Origin of the sequence: Bacillus sp. FSL R5-0820, assembly GCF_038593385.1 — a bacterium.
In the GTDB taxonomy this organism is placed as follows: Bacteria; Bacillota; Bacilli; order Bacillales; family Bacillaceae; genus Bacillus; species Bacillus altitudinis.
This window is the reverse complement of the sequence record NZ_CP151991.1, coordinates 2,348,301-2,370,911: the sequence shown is the minus strand read 5'-3', so window position 1 is coordinate 2,370,911 and position 22,611 is coordinate 2,348,301. Positions and strand designations below refer to the sequence as shown.

Sequence of the window (22,611 nt, the reverse complement as noted above, 5' to 3'; positions counted from 1 at the left end):
AGGTGAGCGTATATGACAATCCATTTATTTTTTATTACTTTGACGATCCAACGTAAATACAAAGACATTGAAACGGTTCTTTATGAACAACAAGTCGAAACATTTTATGAAGAAATGAAGCAGAAACAACTAAAGTATATGAACTAAAAAGGACAATAAAAAGATGAAAAGGAGGAGATTGACATGTTTATGATGCTTGCAATGCTTGATTGTTATACAAGGGAGAAGGACCAGGTTTAGACACGCTCCACATTGATCACCTGCACATATGATAACCGTAAAAGGAGATTGTGAGGTGATCAATGAATGTCGATGTCACCATATATGAGGTTTCCGTCAGTGGGGCATGGGTATGCGTCTATTCCGCATTCTTTAAAGCACGGGTACGGCAATCCATACAGAATGCAAAGAGAGCAAGAAGAAATGCTCAGACGCTATATGTACAATTATCCAACCTATTGGTATTAAAGAAAAGGAGCAGGAAACGTCATCGTTTCCTGCTCCTTTTACATTAGCAAATCCAGCTTGCACCGATGATGATTAACAAAATGAACAGTACAACAAGCAATGCGAATCCGCCTGCAAAACCGCCACCGTAGCCACCGCAGTAGCCTCCAGAATAACCGCCAAAGCCCATAATCTAGCACCACCTTTATCTAATCAAGATACATTCATAAAATATGCAGCTCATGCGGAAAACGAAATCAATCTGAACACAATTAATGAAAATGCCTATTTGTTTAAATATTTTTCATTACGTGCGAAACATTTTCAGAAAAGGTGCCGTCTAATAAAAGACAAAGGAATTAGGACTAGGTCTTAACTTTTGTTAGGCGAGAGCCGATATGAAAAGTAAGAAAATTCGTAAATAGTTTTATTTACTGGTGCAAAGCAGGTGTTGACATTGATTCAAAGCTGGATTGGAAAACAAATGAGGGAACCAAAGGGCTTGTTCTCAAAATGGGTAGCCCGCTATATGGAAAAAAATCATCATAATATCAATCAATGGACGATTCAACTCTTAAATATACAAGAAAACGACCGGATTTTAGAAATTGGTACTGGAAGAGGTATGACATTATCTAAAGTAGCGGAAAAACTTGATCGAGGGAAAGTATATGGAATCGATGCTTCGCGTCATATGGTAAAATACGCGAAAAGAAAACATAAGAGGCTTGTCGAGCAGGAAAAAGCCGTTATTACACTTGGAAAAGCTGAGCAATTACCTTTTGAAGACAGATCATTCAATAAATTGTTCACAGTGCAGACCATCTATTACTTGCCAGATATCGAACAAGTTATGAAAGAGGTATATCGTGTTCTTCAAGTGGATGGAGAAGTATTCTTATCTTTTCAAAAGCAGGAACTAATGAAGGAACAAAAACGCTCACAGTCTCTTTCAACGTACAGTGAAGAAGACATCAGCTGTCTTTTTTCAGCGTATCACTTTAGAGACGTCTCTGTTTACCATTATGATACATACATCTGTATCAAAGCCTTAAAATGATGATGAAAATATTTCCCAGGTAATGAACAAGCAATTAAAAAAGGCTCTTCGTCAGAAGGGCCTTTTTTGCATGTGGGAATTGATCATTCATCAATAAAAAAGACACTTCACAAGAAGAGTCTTTTGCATTCATTTCATATGTAGGGGCCAGCCAGGTGTGTAAGGAATGATAGTATATATAAGGAATTTGTTTGTCGATTAAGGATACCTGTCTGGCTTATTCCTTATATCGACAATGTTCTTCAAATGTTTAGCTTTTTTTTCAATATTTTCTTTTTTATTTGACTGGAAAATACATTTTTCTCTCTTGGATAGACATTTTTCATTTACTATTTGAGTCAATGTGTGGTTGAAAGAAGGAAAAAGCCCGAGAAAGAGAGAACTTTGGAGAGACTTCATTTTTAAACAAAAAGGGAGGAATGAAAACATGTCGGGAAACAAAGGTGTCGTTTATAAAGGAGCAGGAAATGTAGCAGTTGAAGATATTGGATACCCTGATTTGGTTTTAAGGGATGGCCCTGGTGTACCTAAAGCCAATGTTGGACGTAAGTGTGAGCATGGCGTCATTTTAAAAGTGGTGACAACAAACATTTGCGGGAGCGACCAGCACATGGTAAGAGGGCGCACAACTGCGCCTGAAGGACTTGTCCTTGGTCATGAGATTACTGGTGAAGTCGTGGAAGTTGGACGAGATGTAGAGTTTATCCAAAAGGGTGATCTCGTATCAGTTCCATTTAATATTGCCTGTGGTCGCTGCGTCATGTGTAAGGAACAAAAAACCCATGTGTGTTTAAATGTAAACCCCGATCGACCTGGCTCAGCTTATGGATATGTAGATATGGGCGGATGGGTTGGCGGCCAATCGGAGTACGTCATGGTGCCATATGCTGATTTCCAGCTACTCAAATTTCCGGACAAAGATCAGGCGATGGAAAAAATACTTGATTTGACGATGCTTTCTGATATATTCCCGACAGGTTTTCATGGTGCTTATACGGCTGGCGTAAAGCCGGGCTCTACCGTCTATATTGCTGGTGCAGGGCCAGTAGGTCTAGCAGCAGCGCATTCCGCTCAGCTCCTTGGCGCTTCTGCTGTCATCGTCGGCGATCTCAATGAACAAAGGCTCGAGCAGGCGAGAAGCTTTGGCTGCGAAACGATTAACTTACGAAAACATGATCGAATCGGTGAACAAATGACAAATATCCTTGGAGAGCCAGAAGTCGACTGTGCGGTCGATTGTGTCGGATTTGAAGCTTCAGGTCATGGAGATCAAGGAGAAGCACCAGCCACCGTTTTAAATACAATTATGGATATTACCAAAGTTGGCGGTAAACTTGGAATTCCAGGACTTTACGTCACAGAAGATCCAGGTGCTGTGGATGAAGATGCAAAAGTTGGATCTCTGAAAGTGCGAATTGGACTTGGCTGGGCCAAAGCCCATACCTTTGTGACAGGCCAAACCCCTGTCATGCAATATCACCGCAGCTTGATGAAATCTATTTTAAGCGGAAGGGCACAAATCGCCAAAGCCGTTAATGCCACCGTGATTTCCCTTGATCAAGCCCCTAAAGGATATAGCGATTTTGATTCGGGTGTGGCGAAGAAATTTGTGATTGACCCGCATAGCATGATTTCTAAATAATGATCCATCGAAAAAACTTACAGGATTTTTCCTGTAAGTTTTTTGTTTGTTACATATAAAAAGATGAAGCTGTTCTGCTACATTCCATGTCAATTGTTAGCCGTGCCTGAGTATATAATCCTCTGTTAAATCAACAAACGCCTTCAAAGCAGGAGACATCCATTTATTTTTATGCCAGAATAGTTGGATTTTCGTTGTGAGACAGGGTCCCATCCAATTGATTTTAATCATATGGCCTTCTGTTATTTCTCTTTTTATAGAAATTTCGGGAAGTACAGCAATTCCTAAACCAGCCATTACACATTTTTTTATGGCTTCTACATCTGCTAGTTCTAGTTTACTTCTCGGTTTTGCTCCTGCCTGTGTCAAAGAGTGTTCGAAGGCATAACGATAATCGCAGTCTTCGGTTAACAACAATCTTTGCTCGTCTAAATCGATAGGATATACTTTTTGTTTTTTGCTCAATGGATTTGTTGGACAGCATACAATCGCCATCGGTTCATCTTTTAATTCTTTTACAATTAAATGTGAGGATACGACAGGATTCATCGATAATAGGGCGACATCAATTTGTCCTTCCAGTAATAGATTTAAAACATCCTTTTCAGCTATTCCGGGACGAAAAATCAGTTCTACTTTAGGATACGTTGTTTGAAAGTCCGTTAAAATATGAGGAAGTCGATAGGTACATTGTGTTTCAGATGCACATATTCTCAAAATGCCGCTTGGCTCACTCATCCCACCAACAGCCTCTAATGCTTCTCCTGTTAAACCTAAAATCTTATCCGTATAATCTTGAAACTTCATGCCAGCTTCAGTTAAAATGACCCTTTTTCCAAGCCTTTCAAATAGAGGGGTTCCTAGCTCTTCTTCTAATGCAGCGATATTTGCCGTGATACTAGATTGAGCATAGCCAAGTATTTGTGCTGTTTTTGTAAAGTTTAATACTTTTGATGCTGTTTGGAACATCATCAGTTGCTTTATTTCCAACGTCAATCCCTCCTAAATCGGATGAGCCGATTGATGCAATCAGAAAACTTCTATAGATAGATCATAACATTTTTACTATGATAAAAGTAGGCGCTTTCATTATTTAGAATGTTCAGATTTTATAGGGGGGATGGCTTTGTTTGAAACGATTGTCAATTCAATAAATGACTTTTTATGGACATATATTTTAGTCGTTATGTTAATAGGGATTGGAATCTACTTTACGGTGAGAATGAAGTTTATGCAAATTGTCTTACTAAAAGAGATCTTCCGTTCTATTTTTGAAAAAGCTCCAAAAATAAAAGGGAGTCAAGACATTTCTTCAATGCAAGCTTTCTTTATCGGAGCAGCGACGAGGATTGGAACTGGAAATATGGCAGGTGTTGCTATTGCCATCACAGTTGGTGGTCCTGGAGCTATTTTCTGGATGTGGTTTGCAGCGGTTTTAGGGGGAGCTTCTGCATTTGTCGAAAGCACACTCGCTCAAATATATAAAGTGAGAACAAGTGATGGTTTTAAAGGGGGGCCAGGCTATTATATACAAAAGCAATTTGGACTGAAATGGCCAAGTAGGATCTTTGCCTTTTCTGTTATTCTTAGTTTTGGCTTAATTTTTAATGCAGTACAAACGAACACCATCACAAATGCCTTTCGATATTCATTTGGTATCAGTCCAAGTGGCATGGGAGTATTCGTAACCATTCTTACGGCTTTCATCATTTTTGGTGGTGTAAAGAGAATTGCCCGCTTTACCCAAATCATTGTGCCAATCATGTCCTCGTTTTATATTATCTTAGCACTTTATGTGATTGTGACAAATATCGCAGATGTACCCGCAGCATTAGCAAGTATTATGAAAAGTGCGTTTGGATTAGAGCAAATGGTTGGAGGCGGAATCGGCGCTGCAATAATGAACGGTGTCAAACGCGGTTTATTTTCCAATGAAGCAGGAATGGGAAGTGCGCCAAATGCAGCTGCTGCTGCTCATGTTTCACACCCAGTAAAACAAGGGTTTGTTCAATTATTAGGCGTATTTTTTGATACATTAGTTGTTTGTAGTTGTACAGCATTTATTATTATGCTATCAACAGTAGAAACAGCAGGTGATTTGTCAGGTATTGAAATTACTCAAGCTGCAATGGCGCAGCATTTCGGTTCTTGGGCGAGTATTTTCTTAGCATTTGCGATCTTTACTTTTGCATTTAGCTCCATTGTAGGTGGCTACTATTACGGTGAAGCCAATATCGGTTTTATTCATAACAGTGTAACCGCGCTATTCGTGTATCGAATCACTGTTTTAATGATGATTATGTTTGGTGCTCTCGCCAACTTACAAATCGTTTGGACGTTAGCGGACTTGTCGATGGCGATTATGGCTATTGTTAACTTGGTTGCCATTGCGATTTTAGGCAAATTTGCTTTTGCGGCTCTAAATGATTACATGGGACAAAGAAAGGTAGGAAAGAACCCTGTTTTTTACGCTTCTACCATTCCTGGTTTAAAAGGAATAGAATGGTGGGGAGCAGAAAAACAAGCGATTAAATCAACAAATGAAGGGATAGAAAATCAATGATAAATTTTGAATATGATTGTCATACGAAAATGATCATGGGGGCGGGGAAATCTAAAGAAATTGCCTCTATTGTAGAGGACATTGTATTGCCTAGTGCTACAATTATGATTGTGACTGACCCTGGTGTAAAAAGCGCAGGATTGGTGACGCCTATTGAAGCATATTTGCAAGAAGCTGGTTATTCCGTTGTCGTCTTTGATCAAGTATCTCCAAACCCAAGAGATCATGAATGTCTAACGGGTGCAGAGCTCTTTAGAAAAGTACAAGCATCAGCGGTTATTGCGATTGGTGGAGGCAGCCCAATGGATACGGCAAAAGCCATTGCTTTATTAGGTCCAAATGGCGGTAATCCTGAAGAGTATATAGCAGGGAAGAAGGCGTACACAAATGTATCACCCTTAATTTGTATTCCAACCACGGCTGGAACTGGCTCTGAGGTGACCCGTTCATCTGTGATTACGTTAGCTGCTTCACATAAAAAAATCACCTTAAAACATGCCTTGCTTCGACCAACTATTGCGATTTTGGATCCTGCTCTTACTTCTACTGTGCCAAAAAGTATAACAGCGGCAACAGGTGTTGATGCACTGGTCCATGCGATTGAAGGCTATACATGTAAAGAAACAAACCCTATTTCTAAGGCGATGGGGGCAAGCGCAATGAAAACCATTGTGACCTATTTACCGAAGGCGTATGAAGACGGATCTGATTTAGAAGCAAGATACAAAATGCAGGAAGGCAGTTTACTCGCTGGCTTATGCTTCGGTTCCGCTGATGTAGCAGCCGTGCATTGTTTAGCCGAAGCGCTCGGCAGTCTTTATGATACGCCTCATGGTATCGCAAATGCTGTATTTTTACCTTATGTCATACAATTTAATGCAGCTGAAAACAAATCATTGCACATAGAGCTTGCAAACATCATGGGCTTTGCAGATAAAACGGATGCAGATGATGTGGCGATTCAAAAATTAATGGATGGTATATATACATTCACAAAGAATTTAGGTATTCCATCACTAAAAGAATTATCTTATGTAAAAGTAGAAGATTTTGAAAAAATGGCTGAACTAGCAGAACAAAACAACTCTACAAAAAGCAATGTTCGTGCCGTTACGAAAGCGGACTACTTAGATATACTAAAGGCTGCTTTTTAATATAATCATACAGAAAAAGAGCCGAATAGAATGACTGAATGATAAACACAAACTTTCCTAGACTTTACACAAGAAGCAAACGACTATGTCGTCAATATGGAGAATTACAAATATACCACCCTCCTAATGTATGATTTAGGTGGTGGTTTTTCTATGTCCCATTTGACTAGGTATCATGTATACATGAGTGGTATGATAGACGACAACATCTCATGAGAGAAAGGATAGGATAAACGATGAATTTTCACAATAAAACAGTCGTTATCACTGGCGCAGCCAATGGAATTGGTGAATCGATCGCGTATCGCTATGCGAAAGAAGGGGCGCGTGTCGTGCTTGCGGATATTGACGAAGAGAAGGGCAAGCGCTTGGAAGATCAGCTGAAAAAGGAGTCCTTTGAGGCTTTTTTTAAAAAAACGGATGTGAAACAAGAGAAAGATATTCAAGACATCATGTCGGCTGCCGTGGCACGTTATCAAACGATCGATATTCTCATCAATAATGCAGGGGTTATGTGTACAAAATCGCCTTATGAGCTAACGGTTGATGAGTTTGATCATGTGCTGCATACAAACCTACGAGGTGCTTTTTTATGTGCAAGGGAAGCGGCACGTTATATAAAAGAGAATCAATCAGGCGGTTCTATCGTTAATATCTCATCCACTCGCGCGACCATGTCAGAACCAGATACAGAAGCGTATGCTGCATCAAAAGGCGGGATATCAGCACTTACTCATGCGCTGGCTGTTTCCTTTAGTCAGGATCATATAACAGTAAACAGCATTTCCCCTGGGTGGATTGAAACGAAGGATGAGAAAAATTTGCGAGAAATTGACCATCAGCAGCATCTTTCCAATCGAGTAGGAACGCCAAAGGATATTGTCAAAGCTTGTTTTTATTTAACAGATGAAGACAATCAATTTGTGACAGGAACAGATTTGGTTGTTGATGGCGGCATGACTAGGAAAATGATTTATGCGGATTAACATGAAAAAAACATTGACGCCTTGACGGAGGCGCAGTACAATATGTAACAATTCAACTGAAGATCGTGATGAAAAAAAGATAAAGCGCAAATAGAGAAGAGTATGTAATGGCTGCCTCACACAGAGAACTCCGTGAAGCTGAGAAGGAGCTGGGAAGCGTTACAGAACCAAGCCTCTTAGCTCTGCACCGGATTCATTGTGATGGTGGTGCAGCGGCATTCTCCCGTTATAGAGAAGGGTTAGCGATAACCTGCTGAGGTTCATCTGGTAACAGGTGAATGAACTGAGGTGGCAACGCGGAGTCAATCCCGTCCTCAAGACAGAAATGTCTTGGGGGCGGGATTTTTTTTGATGACAAAAAGGAGGGCACTACGATGAAAAAACATTGGCGGGATATGAGCATGTTACTTGGAGCGATTGGTATTGCGAACATAGGAGAATGGATTTATATGATTGCTCTCCACCTGCTGATTTTTCAGGAAACGGGCTCCGTTCTTGCTGTAACAGCCGTCTATATGTTAAGACCTGTCTCGGCTCTTTTAACAAATAGCTGGTCTGGTAGTTTAGTAGATAGACTGAATCAGCGGAATGTCATGATCAGTTTAGATCTATGCCGGGCCGTTCTGATTGCTTGTTTACCCTTTGCCTTATTTTCAGGCCACTTATTGATCGTATATGTGATGCTATTTCTCATTCATATGGCACAAGCCATGTTTCATCCAGCTTCGATGGTGTATATGACAGCACTAATCCCGGCGGATAAACGAAAACGGTTTAATGCCATTCGATCCTTGCTGCAGTCTGGTGGATTTTTACTCGGACCCGCCGTAGCAGGGCTGCTTTTTCTCATTGGTACACCAGTCCTTTCAATTTATGTAAATGCAATCTGCCTTTTGATATCTGCTGTTTTGACGATGTGTTTACCGATTTTGTCAAAAGCAGACGGGGCACAAAAGGGCTTTTCTCTCTCGGTATTAAAGGAAGATGCAAAACTTGTCTTTCATTTCAGTCTCACATCCCGTCAAGTGATGGCCGTGTATTTATTATTTAGTGCTGCCATCACGGTGCTGCCGACTGCAATTGACTCACTTGAAGCAGCTTTTGCAAAGGAAGTGCTGATGTTGTCCAATACCGAATATGGGTTTCTTGTCAGTGTAGCTGGAGCAGGGATTATCTTAGGGGCATGTCTCAATACGGTCATTGTCGAAAGGCTGCCTATTTCAGTGATGCTTGGTGCGGGGAGTTTGTTTGTGGCTTTTGGATACTTGATCTATGCTTTTTCGAACACATTGACTGTCGCAGCAGCTGGCTTTTTTGTTCTCGCTTTCTTTTTAGCATTTGCAAACACCGGTTTTATGACTTTTTATCAAACGAATATCCCGGTAGAGGTCATGGGGAGAGTGGCAAGTTTTTATGCGTTATGTGAAGCAGTTCTGACGATGATCATGACAGGAATATGCGGCGTATTGGCGCATATGTTATCGATACGTACTTCTGTCATAATTGGCTGCCTATGTATGCTTCTTATTTGTCTGTTGCTATGTTTTGTCATTTTTCGTCCATTGACTGTCAAAAAAATAGTGCATCTTACTTAGAAAATTAAAAAAATTATGTTATCATTATTTAAGTAAGTTAATTAAATTGATGAGAAAAGGAGTCTTACAAATGAAAGCACTACGCTGGCACGATCAAAAGGACATTCGACTAGAGGAAATTGACGAACCAACAGTTGCTCCAGGAAAAGTGAAACTGAAAGTAAAATGGTGCGGCATTTGTGGTAGTGATTTACATGAATATTTAGGCGGACCGATCTTCATTCCTGTGAATGAACCTCATCCACTTACAAAAGAAAAAGCACCCATTACACTGGGACACGAGTTCTCTGGTGAAGTTGTAGAAGTTGGAGAAGGCGTGAGTAATTACAAAGTAGGCGATCGAGTGGTTGTTGAACCTATTTTTGCAACTCACGGGCACCAAGGTGCTTACAACTTAGATGAAAACATGGGCTTCTTAGGACTTGCTGGTGGCGGTGGAGGATTCTCTGAATATGTATCTGTCGATGAAGAATTACTTCATTTGTTACCAGACGAAATTTCATATGAGCAAGGTGCACTTGTTGAACCTTCTGCAGTTGCTTTATATGCCGTTCGTTCTAGTAAAGTACAAGCTGGGGATACAGCAGCTGTATTTGGCTGTGGACCAATTGGTTTACTTGTCATTGAAGCATTAAAAGCAGCTGGTGCTACTGACATTTATGCAGTGGAATTATCAAAAGAGCGCCAAGAAAAAGCAAAAGAACTTGGAGCGATCATTGTAGATCCTTCTCAGTATGAAGATGTTGTTCAAGAAATCGCACGCCGCACAAATGGTGGAGTCGATGTTTCTTTTGAAGTGACAGGTGTACCTGTTGTATTGAAGCAAGCAATCCAATCAACTAGAATTTCAGGTGAAACAGTCATTGTAAGCATTTGGGAAAAAGGCGCAGAAATTATGCCGAATGACATTGTCATTAAAGAACGTACAGTCAAAGGAATCATCGGCTACAGAGATGTTTTCCCATCTGTATTAAACTTAATGAGAAAAGGCTATTTCTCTGCAGACACACTCGTCACGAAGAAAATCAAGTTGGACGATGTGATCGAAGATGGCTTCCATGCATTAATCAATGAAAAAGATCAAGTGAAAATTTTAGTCAGTGCTGAATAAGTAGGACGAAAAAGAGAATGGCATCTGCCATTCTCTTTTTTTTAACGTCCAAGAGATTTTCCGTACACGCTGACTCGTTTCTCTAACAAAGCAAAAGCGAGTTCAAAGAAAATACTAAGCATCCAATAGATCAAAGCAGAGACCAGATACGTTTCTAAAAACTTGTAGCCATCATTTGCAATGATGCGAGAGATTCCCATGATTTCCAGTACACCAATTGTAAACGAAAGGGATGTGGCTTTTAACAGCTGAATGAGCTGATTCCCTAGGTTTGGCAGGGCAACCACAAACGCTTGCGGTAAAATAATGCGAATCATCGCCTGTCTGGTGGTCATGCCAACGATTTTCGCCGCTTCAAGCTGCCCTCTGTCTACTGCAAGGAGTGCGCTGCGGACCACTTCTGTTAAATGTGCGGCTGAATGCAGGCTGAAGGTGATAAGGGCAACGGTAAGCGGGGAGACCATATCCGCGTGAAAGGTCAACCCAAAAGTGCTATTCATTTTGGTCAGAACAAATGGAATGCCATAAAAGAAAGCAAACAACTGAACAATGAGAGGTGTTCCTCTAAAAAATGAGACATAGAGTGTGACCAGCTGGCGGAGCACAGGGATACGAAAGAGGCGAATGAAAGCAAAAACAGATCCAATCAAAAGGCTCACAGCCATAGAAACAAGTGCAATCAATAAGGTAAAGGGAACGCCTTTTAGAATATGTGGTATTTGGTCAATCGCAAATGATATATCAATGGTTTGCATCAAATCGCCTCCTTAGCGTGACAGGCTGGTGCGGCCTTTCACAAATTTTCTTTCCAGTAGCATCGTGATCAGTTCAATACTGATGCAAATCAGCCAATACACAATTGCAATGATGACGTACACTTCAAACATCCCTATCCCGTAGTTATTGCCTAGGATGATTTTGACCTGTCCCATCATATCAATGAGTCCGATTGTAAATGCAATGGCGGTATCTTTCACGAGATCAATGGTGTAATTTCCGAGGTTCGGAAGTGCAATGAGAAAGGCTTGCGGAATAATGATCCTCATTAATGCCTGCGTATCTGTCATCCCAACAATGTAAGCTGCTTCAAGCTGATCTTTCCCAACAGAGGAATATGCACTGCGAAAGACTTCAGATAAATAAGCGCCCGTATGTAACGAGAATGTGATCATCACAAATAACACACGATCCCAATGATTGATTTGAATTCCGGCCATGAGTAAAAGCTGAGGCAGGCCAAAATAAATCAGAAATAACTGAACAATGAGCGGTGTACTTCGTGTAAATGACAAATAAATGACCGCCAATTGTTTCAGCACTGGAATTTGTTTGATTCGAATGCAAGCAAACAGCAATCCGATGATGATGGCAAAAAACAATGACACCACAATCATAAGAAATGTGAGTGGCAGACGATCAACCACTTGTAAAAAGATTCTCAGCCAATCTCCAGCTGTAAACGTCATGGCGCTTCCTTCCTTTCTTCATATTGATAGCCTTGCTCTGATATATAGTCAATATCTTGAAAGAAATCAACGCCAAACCATTTCTTCGCAAGGTCAGGTAATGTTCCGTCTTTTATCATCTCTTGTGTCACTCGGTCCAATTCTGCTGCTAGTTTCTTTTGACTAGGCTGTAAGACAAGATAAATAGGTTCCTTTGAGACAATGCCGCCCACTTTGACTTTCAGGTGAAGATGTTTTTGAATCGTATCAAAGGTTGAAATATTCATAAAAGCCGCATCGGATCGTCCACTTTCGACTCGTTTTAAATTGAGTTCGTTTGAAGGACTTTCAATGGTTGTGAGCGGAATTTTTCGATCATGTTCTTCATTATATTGATTTAATATGGAACGAAGGCCACCGCTAGGACTGACGGGAGCGAGCTTTTTTGATGTCATATCGTCTAGAGATTGAATATCTTGCTCTGATTTATTCACAATTAAACCTGTCATCGAATAGCCATATGGCACCTTAGGATAAAGAAAGCGTTTTTCACGTTCAGGATTACTGAAAAACCAATTAGCCGCCATTTCAAATTTCCCAGCGCCGATCCCAATTAAATTGGATTCTTCCTCGCCAAAGATATAATCAAAATGAATATGTGGCAAACGCTTCTCGACTTCATTTAAATAATCGATGTTATAGCCAATCGGCTCGTTGCGGTCATTTGTGGCTAAAAAAGGCGGATTGACTTCTGCGCTTAGTGCGACTTTGACAATTTGTTTGCCATCATCTGTTGTTGTTTTCACACTGCTGCAGCCAATAAGAGAGAGGAGAAACAGAAGGATACCAGCGGCAGTGAATAAAGTCTTGCGCTTCATCTGTCTTCCTCCAATCCTTGCCACATCCCGCGATGAATTCTTGATAAAAATTGTTTCGTCCGTTCATGCTGAGGCTTCATCAGGACGTCTTCTGGTGAGCCTTTCTCAACGATTTCCCCATCTGCCATAAAGATCACTGTATCCGCTACATCCTTTGCAAACGAAATTTCATGCGTCACAATGACCATCGTCATTCCTTGGCTCGCAATATCTTTCATCATTTCAAGGATTTCTCCGACCATCTCTGGGTCCAGTGCGGACGTCGGCTCATCAAATAAAAGCACCGCAGGATTCATGGCAAGCGCACGGGCAATTCCGATTCGCTGCTGTTGACCGCCGGATAATTCGCTTGGAAATGCTTCTTTTTTATGAAGCAGTCCAATTCGTGTTAACAATTGCTCTCCGATTTTTTCTGCCTCTTTTTTAGACATGTTTTGAGACACAATCAATCCTTCTGTGATGTTTTCAAGTGCTCGTTTATTTTGAAACAAGTGATAATGCTGAAACACCATAGACGATTGCTGTCTGAGTTTTAGAAGATCTTTTTTTCGATATTGTTCAAATTGAATCGTGGCTTCTCCAACTGTCAGCGTTCCTTTGTCTGGGATATCAAGGCTGTTTAAACTGCGGAGAAGGGTTGTTTTTCCTGATCCGCTCGGTCCAATAATGGCGACCACTTCACCTTCTTGTACGGTGAAATCAATTCCTTTTAACACATGAGTTGACCCATAGGATTTATGTAGATTAGTAGCAGAAATCATAAAAGCATCACGTTCCTTTGACATATGTACTTAATATTGATAAAATTTAACACATTAAATCCTATAAGTAAAGTGTGTTTTAATAATACCTATTGGATAAATCGGATATGATAGATTGCGAGAAACAGAGGAGTTGGATACGTTTTGTCTAAAGCATTATTTGTCGATACAGATTTTCAAAAAAATTGGCTAAATCAACTAGAATCCCTTCGTGAAACGATCGAACAATCTGCAAAAGAACATGATGAGGGTGCCTATTTTCCTAAACAGAATATCGAATCATTAGTAGAACTGGGCTATACAACGTTGTCTCTGCCTGTTGAGTACGGGGGCGGGGGTCAATCTGTAAAGGATATGGTCCTTTTTCAAGAAACGCTAGGAAGTATGGATGGAGCAACTGCCTTATCGATCGGCTGGCACCAAGGAGTTGTTGGTGAAATTTATGAAAAGAAACTATGGAATGAGAAGCAGCTGCAATTTTTTGCTGAAGAAATCAAAAATGGGGCTCTTGTGAACCGGGCCGTCAGTGAGGCGCAGACAGGGAGTCCAACAAGAGGAGGCAAACCTGGAACAACTGCAACGAAATCAGGAGATCATTGGGTGATCAATGGCCGGAAAACATTCACAACGATGTCACCAGCACTCACATACTTTCTCGTCGGTGTATGGATCGAAGAAAAAGAAGCGATGGGCTTCTTCTTAATTCACCGTGATACAAAAGGTGTTTCTATAGAAGAAACGTGGGATGTTGTTGGCATGAGAGGAACAGAGAGCCATGATTTAATTCTAGATCAAGTGGAAGTCCCAGATGACATGTTGGTTGAAGTGCAAAAAGGACCTCGGGGCGGTACACTGAATCCTTGGATCGCACATATCCCTTCCTGTTATTTAGGGATTGCGCAAGCGGCAAGAGACTATGCTGTTCAGTATGCCATCACCCATTCACCGAACAGTATTAGCGGAACGATTAGCGAACTGCCAAATGTCCAAACACTGATTGGCGAAATTGATTTACTACTAAAGCAAGCACGCCATGTCATCTATTCAACGACAACATTGTATGAGCAGCCAGAGAAAAGAGAGCTGTTAATCAATGAATTCGGTGCTGTGAAGCATACAGTCGTCAATTATAGTCTGCAAGTGGTCGATAAAGCCATGCGTTTAGTCGGTGCAAAAAGCTTAAGCCTTAGCTGCCCGCTTCAACGTTACTATCGAGACATTCGTGCTGGCCTTCATAACCCACCAATGGACGATATGACAATTTCAAAAATTGCAAAGCAAGCGATTGAAGAGAAAAAATGGAACGTACAATAAACAGAAAGCCGGATAAAACCGGCTTTTTTTATTGAAAAAGAGGACGAGCGGCTCTTATTTCTGATCAGTCACCATGCTACAATCGATTGCAATCATGAGCAAAGAGGGTGATTGTTTGCAAAAAAAGAAGATGAAATGGCTGATTGCTGGCGTGATGCTTGCAGCACTTTGTATGAGTAAGCCTGCATCAAGCAAAGGAACATCTCCAAAATGGTCCGTCGATGAATTCATGAAAGATCGGGAAGGCACATTTGTGATTCAAGAAGTAAAAGAAAAATCACCATGGGTGTATAACAAAAAAAGAGCGAACAAGCGCTTTGCACCACAATCAACGTTTAAAATAGCAAATGCCTTAATCGGACTTCAAACTGGCGCAGTTAAAGATGAATACGACATCAAATATTGGGACGGAGTAAAAAGAGAGATTGATAACTGGAATAAGGACCATACACTAGGCTCTGGTATGAGAGATTCAGTCGTCTGGTATTATCAAGCCATGGCGCGTGACATCGGGGAAGAACGGATGAGCCATTGGATAAAAGCCATTCATTATGGGAATCAAGACATATCTGGCGGAATCGATCAATTTTGGCTAAGCAGTACATTACGCATTTCTCCAGTAGAACAAGTTCATTTCCTTAAACAGCTATATGAAGAAAGTCTCCCATTTGACCTATCGGTTATGAGAACCGTCAAGCGAATGATGATACAAGAAGAAGAAAAACACGCCACGTTATACGGAAAAACAGGCTCCGGATCAGGAATCGGCTGGTACGCAGGCTTCATCAAACATGAAAACAAAACCTACATCTTCGCCACAAATATAGAAGGCACCGGACTAGAAGCAAAAGAAATCACCTATCGTATTTTGAAAAAATATCATTTGGTAGAAGCATCCGTTTAGGATGCTTTTTTATGTGTGAAAAAGGGGATATATAGATAAGTTGATGATATATGGATTAGTTTGAAAGTATGGTATATTTATAGAAATATATTGAAGTGAAATAGTAATCATTATCTTAACAACTATAGGCAATGCAAGAGGTGAAAAATTTGAAAAAAATTAAATTGAATACTTTGACCAAAGAATTTATCGCAGATATCGAAAAAGAAATAACAAAAATCGCTTTGAATATAGTGAATGAAAAACAAATAGATTTTAGAGATTTAGGGTTAACAATCAATGCTGCATTTGGACGATTCGGATATGGGAAGAAATTTAGCGGGAGAGAAGTTCATGTTTCAGATTGTTTTAAAGCAGGTTATCATTCATCCATATATTTTTCAGTAGATTATCTAAATGGCGAAGAGTTTCATGATGGTGATGAGGGAGATGAAGGTTATTGTATAGACCACCTGGATATCTGGGATTGTGTATCAAATAATCTGATCAGCAAAAAAGGATATTTAATTGCATTTGAAAATGAAGTGGATTTGCGAGGAATTATTATACAACTAGTTAATGAATTGTACAAAGAAGCAACAGAAATTCTTCAAATTCTAAGGAGCTAATATTTTAAACTAGCTATATTTAGAAGGGAAGAAAGGGCATTTTAATGGGAATGAGATAGAGCATTTACACCTAAGAAAGCAAGTTTTGAAAAAAGAGTGAGCAAACATTCACAATCTTATTAGGAGGCTTACAAGAAGTGCATTTGAAAAATATACAATTAATGTCAGATGAAGATCGTGGGAACTTAGCCAGCCAATCCCTTTGTATGACTGAAATGTTTTTATACGAATTAGAAAAGAAATTTCAAACGAAAGATTGTGAGGCTATTGTTTTGATATGTGGGCCTTTTAAAGACTACAAATTAATTAGTACTTCAAAAGATGAACCAGACATCTTATTTATAAAAAATACGTACGAGCTGGAAGTACCCTTCCGTTACAGTGAATTTGAAAATGCAACAAATAAGAAAAAGATCTTAGCAGATACTTTGGAAAAAGCGATACTCTATCTTTGTGAACTGAAAAATTGGGACAGTCAGCTAGTCAAAGCGACATTTAAGAAAATGAAAGAGAAGGAATATAAAGCGGAGATTAAAGGGAGAACAAAACTAAGTCCCGATAAAAAAAGAAAAGCTTACCCACTTATCGAATTAGATTTAAAACAGTTTACTCTTTATCTTGTAGTTGAAGACAATAAAAGAAATATCTTAGATAAAAAATTAATTGCTAAAACTGATACTTACTTAGAAGAAATTTCCTATCATATGAGAGAGCTTAAGTGGTTAACGGATCATGAAGTGGCACTTTTCAAACGTGCAAATAAAACAGTTTATACAAGTATACGTTTATCGTGTGAGAATAACCTAAAGAACACAATATATAAAGGGGTATTCTAAATGGGCTTTTGGGAAGAAGAACATAAGAAAAAGAACATCATAATTGGTGATGATGGATTAGATATTTTTGAAGAAGCGATTGAACAATTCTATGAAATGACTGAGGAACATTTGAAGAAGAAGCCAACGATTGATGAGATGCTTTTGACAATTATGATGGCTTTAAACAATGGAGGTAGTCACTATTTTGATGATTTAAACGACAAAGAAGTAACGGATATTAAAATAACAACTAAAAAAGTAAAAACTTTAAGTAAAGTGGAACCAGGAGCTATATTTGAACTCTCATTAAAAGAAGTTGGGAAATTGAGCTATGCTTTGATCATTTCGGGTGAGGGGAAAAATCAATATGATGATATTTTAATCCAATACTATGATTTGTTTGTTGATGAAAGAATAGAAAAAAATGAGTTAAAACAATTGATGAAAAAAGAGAATGAACTATTTGTTGCAAATACAGGTCTGACAGGCTTTTTAAATGGTTCATGGAAAGTCATCACAAAAATAAATCAAGATTTTATAAAAGAAGAGGATCTTCAAAATCTGAAATTCGTGGAATACCGAGATGGAAATTATTACGTAAGCAAGGGGAAAGAAGGTCACAATGCACCTGTTATGGACTTAGAGGTTGCTGACCCAAAAACGGCTAAAATGATATTTAACCCGATTGGTATGCTTGGCGAATACACTATTATAAGCATTCTTTCATTATATTTTAAAGGTATGTCAATGGAGGATATTATTAAATATGAAATATAGGCAGTTTACAGCGTAAAATGAGTTTTGAGAAAGGAATGGTGTAATAAATGGCTGAACCAAAAATGCTAGACTGTTTAAATAAAATACGAAATGTCTTAAAGGGGACGATCACAAGAGAACAAGTGTCTGATTGGGCTGAAATTTACGTTTCTGCAGACGATCCAGAAATAGACGATGATCAAATTTGGGATATGCTGATTCTTTTAAGTGGAATTGATTTGAAAGATTCACCTAATTCTTACTTACATCCTGTAGAGGATTTGAATGACTGGTTAGAAGAATACAAATAGTTCCTATATATGAGCTTGCTAAATTCTTATGATTAAGCCCATTTATAAATAAAAGGAGTGACGCAATGTCCATGCATCCGAAAGAATTAGAAACCACCGTCCAATTACCTGCGAAAAAGCGTTATGACTATTTCATCAAAAAGATTGTTGATTTTGAAGAGGTTTGGTCATTAAGAAACGAGAAGGGGTGGGTGATGTCAGAGGATGAACATCGTGTACCGCAGCTTCATTTTTGGCCGACAGAGGAACATGCCGCTTATTGTGCGATCGACCAATGGGAAAAAACAGTGCCAGAAATGATTGATTTAGACGATTTTATAGAAGAGTGGCTGCCGGGAATGTTAGCAGATGGAATCAATCCGTCCATTTTCTATAATCGAAATAATTCGGTGTCAATTGAAATTCAAACATTAAAAGAAGATATAGAGGAAGAATTAAAAAACTACTAGTTCGAAAAGAGTGGAGGTAGTTGTTTGAAACGGCTTGAAGACTTATTTATTCGTTCAGAAAAAGAGTTCAAATTCTATCAGAATTTAGTAGACCATGTGTTTGACACAAATAAAGAGCTGCCACAACAAGTTTTTCGTAAGACATTTGATTGTTTTTTGTTTCAAGAGTTTGATTGGGCATTGAGTGATGATATTTTACCAACCATAAAAGAGTTATCAACTGTTACACAAGATAGAGAATTTTTGACTGCAGTCCTTCAACCAGATCCAACCGCATATTATTTGAAGGAATTTGGTTATTATCATTGGCTGAAAGCGAGTGTGAACATTTCAGGTGAGGATTATGTAAATGCACTATGGATGCACCCAAAAGGTTCCATAGCGGATAATATAATCACGCATTCGAATATAGTTGTCTGGTTAGCTCATTCTTTGCAGTGGGCGATTTGGGCAGATAGAGATATGGAAATTTGTATCATAGGAATGGTATCAACAAAAGATTCTGTGAAAAATAGGTTATTAAAAGAAGGGTGGAAACCAATGGATCACCCTGTTTTAGCAAATTGGTTTGAAGGATTATTGAAGGATCAAAAAACATTCAATGATTATTACACTCAAATGCTCTCTCATTATGCGTCATGTTACAAGCGGTGAAATGGATTATTAATGACTGATGATAGACTTACCCGAAGATATGAAAGGAGCATAAAGTGAAACATTTGTTTATATCCGATCCAAAAGAATTTGAACATGTTCTATCGTTTGTTCATTCGCTCATTCGCTCATTCACAGTACGAAGACATTCCCTGATCAAGTGTTGAAAACGAAAACCCCTCATTATTTATTCGAAGAATTCCATTGGTTGTTATCAGATGATGGTTGGGAAATGTTAAAAGGTTTAGCTTTGAATCATCATGATGACTATATACTCATGGCTGTATTAGATGAGCAGAAGAGCATGGATGATTATTATCATGATTTTGGTTATTATCTTTGGGTGAAAGTACCGTTAAACCTCACACCAAGTGATTACCTCGATCTCTTAACGGATTATCCGATAGAGAGTGTAAATGATAGCATAATGGATATTGCTTCACGTGTGATATGGGTTTCCCCTTCTGCGAAATGGATCATTTATGGCGACAGAGGTTATGAGATAGGAGTACTAGCGATTCTTCAATTAGAACAAATGAATAAACAATTGTTAAAAACGTGGAGAATTTTAGATGAGATTGTATTAGGCTGGATTTCAGTTGTATTTCCGAATCAAAAACTTCCTGATGATTTTAGAAAAGAACTGATTCGAAATTATACAAACGTAGAATGAAATAACTTCATAAGGAGGAAGACATGAATCAAATAGACAATGTGTTATCTATACTAGATGAGTCTTTTCTAAATAAAGAGTTTCCATTATTAGATAATGGGAACTTTGATTTTGCCAAAGGGAAGCTTTCTCTATTTACTAGAGAGGAAAATTGGCTGATCACGATTCAATTATTCGGTTTATCGAAGGTAGGACCGTCTATTGATTTTTTTGCGATTGGTCATGATTTGAAGAATGGATCAATCAATTTTCTACTGGATGAGCTTTTTGATTTCGTGGATCATCATCATGAAATAATAGATGATGATGAGATAGAACATGGGTTCACAAAGCATCCTTTACGAATTAGATTAAATGGAGACTATTTTCATGTTCAAATACCAGAGTCATGCCAAGCTGATGTAACAGAGGAAAATGAATGGATTACTTTGTTAAGAGAAATGGCCAAACATCAAGATTTGCTGGATAGTTTATGGATGACAGATCAAGAACAATTTGACATCGTTCAGCATGTATATGATAAACCGCTCTACACAACTGAATCATGGTTTCATCCAGAAACGCATAGCCAACTCCCTAGTCAATCTCCTTTTTTTCAATCGGTTGCGAAGAGTTTGATCTATCAAGATCCAACATGCATTGTAAATATAAACACGAACACTGACTGGAGATTATGGTCAGATTTTGATACTGTGGAATATTTTTAGTTTCGTCTGATGTTTTAAATCGGTGAGGTGGAGCAAGTAATGAGAATCGTATTAGCAAAAGAGGAAAATCTATTCGAAGTAAATGAATTAATAAAGAAAATCAATTTAAACGTAGAAGAGTATCATTGGGTCATAAGTGATGTGACACTCCCAATGCTTCATGATCGGAATAATCAATCTCATTCAGAAGTCATGCCGGATTATACGGATTTTTTATTTCTGAAGGGTGAACATTTCAAAAAATTCTTACATGACTATTCTTATTCTTTTATTTTCGCTGTTTTGACCGCATTGCCTCGTCATATAGATCATTTGAATATTATTTCAATACCTCAAATTGAAGATAATGAACGATATTGGAACGTAAATTATACACCCGTTATCCCTCAAGCCGTGTTTGAAATCGGATTTTTTGATTCGACAGATGTTATTTTTACAGGAGATCAGAAAATCTTAAGCGAATTTCGAAAAAAAGCGGACTTTATTTCATTTGAAGAATATTTACAAACTCCGTGACACGATAAGAATAGAGTTCATCCTGAAAAAATAGGAGAGTGAATGAGATGTTTAATAGTGTACAAAAATGGATCGATTATCTAGATGGGGGTTGTAATGTACTCGGAGTCACATTTGATTTGTTTCATAAAGAATTAATACTGAGCGTAAAAGTATCAGAATTAAATAAAGTTACTCAACATGAAATACGATTTATGAATATGGCGAGTCTTTATTATAATGGGGGTGAAGGTAATGATAGATTTGAAGAATTGATACAAGAAGAGATGAATTGGCAAATTTTTGAATGTAGTTACCATCCTAATGGGATAGGGGACCTTAAAAATGTACTTCTTGAAGAATTTGATTCAAATGCAAATTTTCTATTTAACATCAATGGGATGTTACTCGCAATAGAATCGAAAAACGTATGTTTCGATTCACAAGAATTTATTTGCAGTGTATAGGAAGATCTCATTAGCGTCTAAATAAGAATTAAAAACAATGAGAGATTGGGGAAAATCCATGAAAATCAGCCGAGATAAACAAGGTTTATTCGATGATTTAAAACAACGTTATCAATACTTATTAGATTCATCTTATCCAGATGAAATCGTCTCTTTTGAAGCAGAAACTGGTATATTTTCAGATGACTTTTATTTATTTTTTTCACTTGTTGCAGGTAGCCTAAGTTATGTGATCGATCATAAACGAATACCGAAAAAACAGTTAAACGTGCTGCGTCAGTCATTTGAAGAGCAATATCCCCAAATCAAATCGTATCAACAGATCCTTGAATCATATCCTTTACTGCACTCCTATGTTCAATACCATGAAGAAACAAGAAAACAAATCATTGCACTTCTACAATAACCTCTTGGAGGACAAACGATGACATGGTTTTTAGATGAAAAAGTCCAGAAACAAATCCCTGATTTCAATATCAACCATCTAAAGCAAATCAATGAATTTCACTACTTTAAAGAGTATAATGAACATTACGACTTGATCAACTGTATTCATCTACACATCCCATACGAATCTGCAACCCATAAAGCAGACATTCATCTGAAATTTACCAACGTCTCTTCTGTTCAAATCAAAGATTTGGAGTTAACAAACGATTCCTCTCTTTTTTTGAACATTCAACTTTTGGATAGAGGCTGGGAATATTTGAATTACTTTGTCGAAGATTATGAAGAACAGTATTTTTCTTTTTATTGTGAAACGATTCAAGTCATACAAGTCGTTTCAAATGAATCGGGCTAGTCGCTCTACAT

The 22,611-nt window shown here is 38.6% G+C and carries 27 protein-coding genes, 2 pseudogenes and 1 other annotated feature; of the genes and pseudogenes, 23 read left to right on the top strand and 6 right to left on the bottom strand.

What is annotated here, in order from left to right; translation table 11 throughout:
- Positions 1-12 precede the first annotated feature (12 nt).
- Positions 13-147: a YrzI family small protein gene (locus NST15_RS12255; protein WP_008342648.1), complete on the top strand. Its 135-nt coding sequence runs from the start codon at positions 13-15 to the stop codon at positions 145-147.
- A 165-nt stretch (positions 148-312) separates the two neighbouring features.
- Positions 313-468 (top strand): hypothetical protein, encoded by a 156-nt coding sequence (locus NST15_RS12250; RefSeq protein WP_223255651.1) that lies wholly within the window; start codon positions 313-315, stop codon positions 466-468.
- Between the two features lie 43 nt (positions 469-511).
- Here NST15_RS12250 and NST15_RS12245 read toward each other — a convergent pair.
- Positions 512-586: pseudogene (locus tag NST15_RS12245) on the bottom strand (YjcZ family sporulation protein); the annotation flags it as partial.
- Between the two features lie 318 nt (positions 587-904).
- Between NST15_RS12245 and NST15_RS12240 the strand changes: the two are divergent.
- Entirely contained in the window at positions 905-1,507 is a 603-nt protein-coding gene (locus tag NST15_RS12240) for a methyltransferase domain-containing protein (RefSeq protein ID WP_017367683.1), read from the top strand.
- A 427-nt stretch (positions 1,508-1,934) separates the two neighbouring features.
- The gene (gene fdhA, locus NST15_RS12235) at positions 1,935-3,149 is read left to right on the top strand and encodes a formaldehyde dehydrogenase, glutathione-independent (RefSeq protein ID WP_212338221.1); all 1,215 of its coding nucleotides are present in this window, start codon (positions 1,935-1,937) and stop codon (positions 3,147-3,149) included.
- A 96-nt stretch (positions 3,150-3,245) separates the two neighbouring features.
- Here fdhA and NST15_RS12230 read toward each other — a convergent pair whose 3' ends face one another.
- A complete protein-coding gene (locus NST15_RS12230) occupies positions 3,246-4,139 on the bottom strand; it encodes a LysR family transcriptional regulator (protein WP_057079274.1) in 894 nt (297 codons plus the stop codon).
- Positions 4,140-4,269: 130 nt separating this feature from the next.
- On the opposite strand from NST15_RS12230, the gene NST15_RS12225 reads away from it, so the two are divergent.
- From NST15_RS12225 to NST15_RS12205, 5 genes are all read left to right on the top strand, one after another.
- On the top strand, positions 4,270-5,712 hold the full coding sequence (locus NST15_RS12225; protein ID WP_212338218.1) for an alanine/glycine:cation symporter family protein: 1,443 nt from the start codon (positions 4,270-4,272) through the stop codon (positions 5,710-5,712).
- Positions 5,709-6,866 carry an iron-containing alcohol dehydrogenase gene (locus NST15_RS12220; RefSeq protein ID WP_171465611.1) on the top strand — a complete coding sequence of 386 codons (1,158 nt, stop codon included), beginning with the start codon at positions 5,709-5,711 and terminating at the stop codon, positions 6,864-6,866. Before NST15_RS12225 ends, NST15_RS12220 begins: the two co-directional genes overlap by 4 nt.
- Positions 6,867-7,102: 236 nt before the next feature.
- The gene (locus tag NST15_RS12215; RefSeq protein WP_342498560.1) at positions 7,103-7,852 is read left to right on the top strand and encodes a glucose 1-dehydrogenase; all 750 of its coding nucleotides are present in this window, start codon (positions 7,103-7,105) and stop codon (positions 7,850-7,852) included.
- 78 nt (positions 7,853-7,930) lie between these two features.
- Positions 7,931-8,171 (top strand) — a binding site (T-box leader).
- Positions 8,172-8,226: 55 nt separating this feature from the next.
- Complete coding sequence (locus tag NST15_RS12210; RefSeq protein WP_017358083.1) at positions 8,227-9,447, top strand: MFS transporter; 1,221 nt, start codon at positions 8,227-8,229, stop codon at positions 9,445-9,447.
- Between the two features lie 70 nt (positions 9,448-9,517).
- Positions 9,518-10,558, top strand: coding sequence for a 2,3-butanediol dehydrogenase (locus NST15_RS12205; RefSeq protein WP_017358082.1), 1,041 nt, complete (start codon positions 9,518-9,520; stop codon positions 10,556-10,558).
- A gap of 41 nt (positions 10,559-10,599) precedes the next feature.
- On the opposite strand, the gene NST15_RS12200 is transcribed toward NST15_RS12205, so the two are convergent.
- From NST15_RS12200 to NST15_RS12185, 4 genes are read right to left on the bottom strand one after another with little or no spacing between them, the layout of a single operon-like run.
- On the bottom strand, positions 10,600-11,313 hold the full coding sequence (locus tag NST15_RS12200; protein WP_212338212.1) for an amino acid ABC transporter permease: 714 nt from the start codon (positions 11,311-11,313) through the stop codon (positions 10,600-10,602).
- Positions 11,314-11,325: 12 nt separating this feature from the next.
- Positions 11,326-12,024, bottom strand: coding sequence for an amino acid ABC transporter permease (locus tag NST15_RS12195; protein ID WP_008342617.1), 699 nt, complete (start codon positions 12,022-12,024; stop codon positions 11,326-11,328).
- The gene (locus NST15_RS12190) at positions 12,021-12,881 is read right to left on the bottom strand and encodes an amino acid ABC transporter substrate-binding protein (protein WP_212338210.1); all 861 of its coding nucleotides are present in this window, start codon (positions 12,879-12,881) and stop codon (positions 12,021-12,023) included. The genes NST15_RS12195 and NST15_RS12190 overlap by 4 nt, the downstream gene beginning before the upstream one ends.
- Positions 12,878-13,666 (bottom strand): amino acid ABC transporter ATP-binding protein, encoded by a 789-nt coding sequence (locus NST15_RS12185; RefSeq protein WP_007501396.1) that lies wholly within the window; start codon positions 13,664-13,666, stop codon positions 12,878-12,880. The genes NST15_RS12190 and NST15_RS12185 overlap by 4 nt, the downstream gene beginning before the upstream one ends.
- Before the next feature lie 120 nt (positions 13,667-13,786).
- Here NST15_RS12185 and NST15_RS12180 point away from each other — a divergent pair, with 120 nt between their 5' ends.
- The 14 genes and pseudogenes from NST15_RS12180 (at position 13,787) to NST15_RS12115 (ending at position 22,600) form a co-directional block, all read left to right on the top strand.
- Positions 13,787-14,956, top strand: a complete 1,170-nt coding sequence (locus NST15_RS12180) for an acyl-CoA dehydrogenase family protein (protein WP_212338208.1) — start codon at positions 13,787-13,789, stop codon at positions 14,954-14,956.
- Between the two features lie 115 nt (positions 14,957-15,071).
- Positions 15,072-15,860 (top strand): BPU family class D beta-lactamase, encoded by a 789-nt coding sequence (gene blaBPU / locus NST15_RS12175; protein WP_342498559.1) that lies wholly within the window; start codon positions 15,072-15,074, stop codon positions 15,858-15,860.
- A 149-nt stretch (positions 15,861-16,009) separates the two neighbouring features.
- Positions 16,010-16,468: a hypothetical protein gene (locus NST15_RS12170; protein ID WP_017367670.1), complete on the top strand. Its 459-nt coding sequence runs from the start codon at positions 16,010-16,012 to the stop codon at positions 16,466-16,468.
- Between the two features lie 137 nt (positions 16,469-16,605).
- On the top strand, positions 16,606-17,304 hold the full coding sequence (locus tag NST15_RS12165) for a hypothetical protein (RefSeq protein ID WP_282833830.1): 699 nt from the start codon (positions 16,606-16,608) through the stop codon (positions 17,302-17,304).
- On the top strand, positions 17,305-18,063 hold the full coding sequence (locus NST15_RS12160; RefSeq protein WP_342498558.1) for a hypothetical protein: 759 nt from the start codon (positions 17,305-17,307) through the stop codon (positions 18,061-18,063). It begins immediately after the preceding gene.
- Positions 18,064-18,110: 47 nt separating this feature from the next.
- Positions 18,111-18,353 carry a DNA-binding protein gene (locus NST15_RS12155; protein WP_342498557.1) on the top strand — a complete coding sequence of 81 codons (243 nt, stop codon included), beginning with the start codon at positions 18,111-18,113 and terminating at the stop codon, positions 18,351-18,353.
- A 65-nt stretch (positions 18,354-18,418) separates the two neighbouring features.
- Positions 18,419-18,802 (top strand): DUF2750 domain-containing protein, encoded by a 384-nt coding sequence (locus NST15_RS12150; protein ID WP_080987804.1) that lies wholly within the window; start codon positions 18,419-18,421, stop codon positions 18,800-18,802.
- Between the two features lie 24 nt (positions 18,803-18,826).
- Positions 18,827-19,456, top strand: coding sequence for a hypothetical protein (locus NST15_RS12145; protein ID WP_342498556.1), 630 nt, complete (start codon positions 18,827-18,829; stop codon positions 19,454-19,456).
- Between the two features lie 56 nt (positions 19,457-19,512).
- Positions 19,513-20,129, top strand: a pseudogene (locus NST15_RS12140) (hypothetical protein).
- Positions 20,130-20,152: 23 nt separating this feature from the next.
- A complete protein-coding gene (locus NST15_RS12135) occupies positions 20,153-20,836 on the top strand; it encodes a hypothetical protein (protein ID WP_017358070.1) in 684 nt (227 codons plus the stop codon).
- Positions 20,837-20,875: 39 nt separating this feature from the next.
- On the top strand, positions 20,876-21,352 hold the full coding sequence (locus tag NST15_RS12130; RefSeq protein ID WP_017358069.1) for a hypothetical protein: 477 nt from the start codon (positions 20,876-20,878) through the stop codon (positions 21,350-21,352).
- A gap of 47 nt (positions 21,353-21,399) precedes the next feature.
- Positions 21,400-21,798: a hypothetical protein gene (locus NST15_RS12125; protein ID WP_017358068.1), complete on the top strand. Its 399-nt coding sequence runs from the start codon at positions 21,400-21,402 to the stop codon at positions 21,796-21,798.
- Between the two features lie 58 nt (positions 21,799-21,856).
- Positions 21,857-22,204 carry a YxiJ family protein gene (locus NST15_RS12120; RefSeq protein ID WP_026050114.1) on the top strand — a complete coding sequence of 116 codons (348 nt, stop codon included), beginning with the start codon at positions 21,857-21,859 and terminating at the stop codon, positions 22,202-22,204.
- An 18-nt stretch (positions 22,205-22,222) separates the two neighbouring features.
- Positions 22,223-22,600, top strand: coding sequence for a hypothetical protein (locus NST15_RS12115; RefSeq protein ID WP_008342582.1), 378 nt, complete (start codon positions 22,223-22,225; stop codon positions 22,598-22,600).
- The last annotated feature ends 11 nt before the right edge of the window (positions 22,601-22,611 follow it).